The organism is Deltaproteobacteria bacterium (genome assembly GCA_035063765.1).
Taxonomy (GTDB): domain Bacteria; phylum Myxococcota_A; class UBA9160; order UBA9160; family PR03; genus CAADGG01.
On record JAPSFT010000055.1, the window covers coordinates 1 to 3847 of the forward strand.

7 protein-coding genes are annotated in these 3847 nt (G+C 73.6%); 4 read left to right on the forward strand and 3 right to left on the reverse strand.

Features of this window, described 5'->3' with window-relative positions:
• Positions 1 to 539 (reverse strand): MFS transporter (locus OZ948_19820; GenBank protein MEB2346967.1); only part of this gene is annotated, 539 nt, incomplete at its 3' end.
• A 164-nt stretch (positions 540 to 703) separates the two neighbouring features.
• Here OZ948_19820 and OZ948_19825 point away from each other — a divergent pair.
• Positions 704 to 1507, forward strand: coding sequence for a crotonase/enoyl-CoA hydratase family protein (locus OZ948_19825; protein ID MEB2346968.1), 804 nt, complete (start codon positions 704 to 706; stop codon positions 1505 to 1507).
• Here OZ948_19825 and OZ948_19830 read toward each other — a convergent pair.
• The gene (locus OZ948_19830; GenBank protein ID MEB2346969.1) at positions 1494 to 1649 is read right to left on the reverse strand and encodes a hypothetical protein; all 156 of its coding nucleotides are present in this window, start codon (positions 1647 to 1649) and stop codon (positions 1494 to 1496) included. The two genes, OZ948_19825 and OZ948_19830, sit on opposite strands and share 14 nt — an antisense overlap.
• Positions 1650 to 1961: 312 nt before the next feature.
• Between OZ948_19830 and OZ948_19835 the strand changes: the two genes are divergently transcribed.
• Positions 1962 to 2609 (forward strand): CCXG family PEP-CTERM protein, encoded by a 648-nt coding sequence (locus OZ948_19835; protein ID MEB2346970.1) that lies wholly within the window; start codon positions 1962 to 1964, stop codon positions 2607 to 2609.
• Positions 2610 to 2736: 127 nt separating this feature from the next.
• Positions 2737 to 2985: a glycine zipper domain-containing protein gene (locus tag OZ948_19840; GenBank protein MEB2346971.1), complete on the forward strand. Its 249-nt coding sequence runs from the start codon at positions 2737 to 2739 to the stop codon at positions 2983 to 2985.
• Here the strand turns inward: OZ948_19840 and OZ948_19845 are convergent.
• A complete protein-coding gene (locus OZ948_19845) occupies positions 2982 to 3596 on the reverse strand; it encodes a PEP-CTERM sorting domain-containing protein (GenBank protein MEB2346972.1) in 615 nt (204 codons plus the stop codon). The two genes, OZ948_19840 and OZ948_19845, sit on opposite strands and share 4 nt — an antisense overlap.
• 53 nt (positions 3597 to 3649) lie before the next feature.
• On the opposite strand from OZ948_19845, the gene OZ948_19850 reads away from it, so the two are divergent.
• Positions 3650 to 3847: hypothetical protein (locus tag OZ948_19850; GenBank protein MEB2346973.1), on the forward strand; the 198-nt coding region annotated here is incomplete at its 3' end.

The following is a 3847-nucleotide window of genomic DNA, read 5'->3' on the forward strand; positions in this document are numbered from 1 at the left end:
CCCGCGACGAGCCCGAGTGCGGGCGCCCCCGCGGTCGTCATCGACCACCAGCCCATCGCCTGCACGCGCCGGTTCGAGGCGGTGACGCTGAAGATCAGCGCCATCGCGGCGGGCTGGGTGGCCCCGCCGAGCACCGCCGCGAGCGTGCGCAGGCCGATCAGGGACGGTGCGTCCCAGGCCAGGGCGGTGAGGAAGGCTGCGGCCGTCGAGCCCGCCGTCCCGAGCAGGAACGCGCGGCGGTGTCCGTGGAGGTCGCCGAGCTTCCCGAGCAACGGCATCGTCACCGCCGAGAACAGCATCGGCGCCGAGATCACCCACGCCATCGTGGTCTCGCGCGCCCCGAACTCCTGGGCGATCGGCACCAGCGAGACGGTCAGGATCGTGACCGGAAAGGTCGTCGCGAACATGCCCGCGAGCGACGCCCACAGCACCCAGCTCGGGTGGGTGCCGGCGGCGTCGAGGCGCGCGATCACGCGCTCGTGGCGGGAGGGAGCGTGCGCAGCGTCGCGCGGCGCTCCGCTCGGTTCGGCGATGCTCATCCTGGGACCGTGTGGGACCGTGTGGACCGTGGCTCGGGCGCGGGAGCGCAGGGTACCCGCGCCCGCCGGAACGCGCCCGTTCCGCATCGCTTGGAGGCCGTCGCCGGCTCCGTTACCTCTTGGGCCGCGCTCGCCCGACCCGCTGCGCGCCGGAGGGATCCCCCGTGTCGTCACCCGCCGTCCTCGTCGAACGCGAGGGACCGATCCTCGTCGTCACGCTCAACCGCCCCGAGAAGAAGAACGCGGTGAACTCGGAGGCGATGTGCCGGCTCTACGACGCCTGGCTCGAGCTCGATCGCGACGACGCCCTGCGCGTCGCGATCCTGACCGGCCGGGGCGACACCTTCTGCGCGGGCATGGACCTCGCGGAGATCGGCAAGCTCCAGTCGGGCGTCAGCGACAACGAGTGGATCGCGCGGGTGCGCCGGGAGCCGCAGGTGATCTTCGGCGCCTGGCTGAAGACCTACCGGCCCGCCAAGCCGGTGATCCTCGCGGCCGAGGGCTTCGCGCGCGCGGGCGGCACCGAGATCCTGCAGGGCACCGACATCCGCGTCGCCGGCCGCAGCGCGCGCTTCGGCGTGACGGAGGTCCAGCGCGGGCTCTTTCCGATGGCGGGCTCGGCGGTGCGGCTGCGCCGCCAGATCCCCTACGCGATCGCGGCCGAGATGCTGCTCGCGGGCGAGGACCTGCCGGCGCAGCGCGCCTGGGAGCTCGGGCTCGTGAACCACCTGGTGCCCGACGGCGAGGCGCTCGCGAAGGCGAAGGAGATCGCGCTCCGCATCGCCGCCAACGGCCCGCTCGCGGTGCGGGCGCTGGTTGCGGTGCTCCGGGCGACCGAGACGCTGCCCGAGGAGAAGGCCTTCGAGATCGAGCAGCAGCACGGCATGCGGGTGATGATGTCCAAGGATGCCGTCGAGGGGCCGCGCGCCTTCCTCGAGAAGCGCAAGCCGGACTTCACCGGGACCTGAAGCCGCCGTCCAGCGCGAGGCTGTAGCCCACCGGGTGCACGCCGCCCGCGCGCTCGCGCTGGGTGGTCGCGACCGCGAGCAGGGCCGCCAGGCCGATCGTGGCGGTGGCCAGCAGGACGGTGTGCAGGGATCGGGGTGACATGGCCTTTCGCTCTCCCGGGCCGCCCGGGCGCCGCGGCGGCCCTTTCGGAGGGAAGGATCCCCGAGCGCCGCCCGGGACGCTGTGAAGCAGCTCACGGTCGCGGCTCCCGGCTCACGATCACAGCTCCCGGTTGCGCATGCACCGCGATCCGGCACGAAACCGTGCTCCACCTGCCGTCCGGCTGCCGGTCCGGCGGCTCGGCAGCGGGGGTGCGCTCAAGCACCGTTTCCGCGGTTCCGAAGCCCAGGGGGATCGCCAAGAGCAGGCCCTCGGGTGGAGGGACGGCCGGAGCCTGCAGGAAGAAGACGGGCCATGCGCATCCGATCCGCCGCCACTCTCCTCCTCGCCTTCACCGGCGTCGTCCTCGCGGCGACCGGAGCCCGGGCGCTCTCCCTCCAGGCCGCCTTCCGCAGCTCGACCTACCAGGTGACACCGGGCGACACCTACGCCGACCTGATGGCGGCACACCTCGCCGGGGCGCCGCTCGCCTCCGTCACGACGACGGCCCTCGCGAACGTCTCGGCGCAGGTCGAGGCGGGGGTCGGCACGAACTACAGCATCCTGCTGTCTGCGGACCTGACGCCCAGCGTCTCCGGCGCCTTCGCCTTCCAGGTCGGCGCCGACTGGGGCCGGGGCGGCGTGGCCGCGGTCCTCGACGCCGACGGCGCGGTCCTGCAGGAGCTCGTCCGCAGCGACGACATCTGGTGGTCGAACAACTGGAACCATCCCGACGTGTTCACCACCTCCGTGAACCTGACGGCTGGCTCCGCCTACACGCTCGTGTGGCTCGGCTTCGAGGGCTGCTGCGGCGGCGTGACGACGATCCGCTTCTCCTACGAGGGCTCCCCCTTCGTGCCCGTCGACGAGACCAACCTCGCGCCGCTCACCGTCCCCGAGCCGGCGAGCCTGCTGCTCCTCGTGCTCGGCGCGACGGGGCTCGCCCGCCGGCAGGGCGCCTGAGCCCATCCGCGCGGTACGGGATCGACCCGCCCCGGCGGAAACCCTGCCTGGGGCAGTGACCGCGATCACGGGCCGGACGCACCGGCCGAGCCGAAACAGGGGCCGGACCCACAGGAGGCTCCGGGCCATGGATCGCCGCATCCTCGCGTTCGCGCTCGCGCTCACCCTCGCAGCCGGCGGGCTCGCCGGCTGCGCCAACCTGACGCCGGCCGAGCAGCGCGCGCTCTCGGGCGGCGCGATCGGCGCGGCCGGCGGCGCCCTGATCGGCGCCGCCGCGGGCAAGCCCGCCACCGGCGCCGCGATCGGGGGCGCCGCCGGAGCGACCGGCGGCTACCTCTACGAGCGCCAGCGCCAGAACCGCTACGACCGCTACTAGCGGCGGAGCGATCTCCCGGCGAGCGCGGCGCCCGCCAGGGCGATCAGCGCCAGGGCCCCGGGCTCGGGCACGTTGACGAGCGACTCGCTGCCGCCCGACTCGAAGGCGATCACGTGGATCCCGACGCGCAGGTCCGTGCTGGCGAGGGCCGCGAGGACGTCGTCGAAGTCCGAGCCCGGCGCGATCGAGAGCGTGATCGTGAGCGCCTCGCCGGGCCCGACGCCGTTCTGGGGCGGTGGAGCGTCGGCGGTGGCGAGCAGATCGGCGTCGAAGCCGACCGGGTTGCCGCCGGGCAGGTTGGGCGGGGCCCCGCCTGTAGAGAACTCCACGCCCGGCGGGTCGTTCGTGATCGAGACGATCGCGTCGAGCACGTCGCCGTCGAAGTAGACCGCGGCGATCACGGCGTCCTCACCGGCGGCGTTCGAGAGCTCGATGGCGACGTTGCCGCCTCCGGCATCCGTCACGTCGAGGGTGATCTGGTCCTCCGCGATCGTGCAGTCGCCGGCGTCGTTGTTCGTGATGCATCCCATCGCGAACGGCACGGCGCGGGCCTCGGAGGCCAGGGTGAAGGCGGTCAGCAGGGCAGCGGCAGCAGGCAACACGCGGGGCATCGGGTGCACGGGCAGGCTCCTCCACTTGGATAGGTGGCCGTGGAGGAGGACTGGTGGCGAAACGGCGCCGGGAAATGCCCCCGTGGCGCCGGTCCGAACCGGTTCCGCCCGAACCGCTTCCGCCCGAACCGGTGCCGCCCGAGACGGTGCCGCCCGGGACGGCAAAGGCCCGAGAGACGGGCCGCAAGAATGCCAAACGGGCCTACGCCGAGGCCGGCGCGGCCCGTTTGGACGGGTTGGTAGCGGGGGTG

Coding starts and splice junctions, on each gene's coding strand:
- OZ948_19830 (MEB2346969.1), bottom strand. CDS start 1,649: ATGTCACCCCGATCCCTGCACACCGTCCTGCTGGCCACCGCCACGATC.
- OZ948_19840 (MEB2346971.1), top strand. CDS start 2,737: ATGGATCGCCGCATCCTCGCGTTCGCGCTCGCGCTCACCCTCGCAGCC.
- OZ948_19835 (MEB2346970.1), top strand. CDS start 1,962: ATGCGCATCCGATCCGCCGCCACTCTCCTCCTCGCCTTCACCGGCGTC.
- OZ948_19845 (MEB2346972.1), bottom strand. CDS start 3,596: ATGCCCCGCGTGTTGCCTGCTGCCGCTGCCCTGCTGACCGCCTTCACC.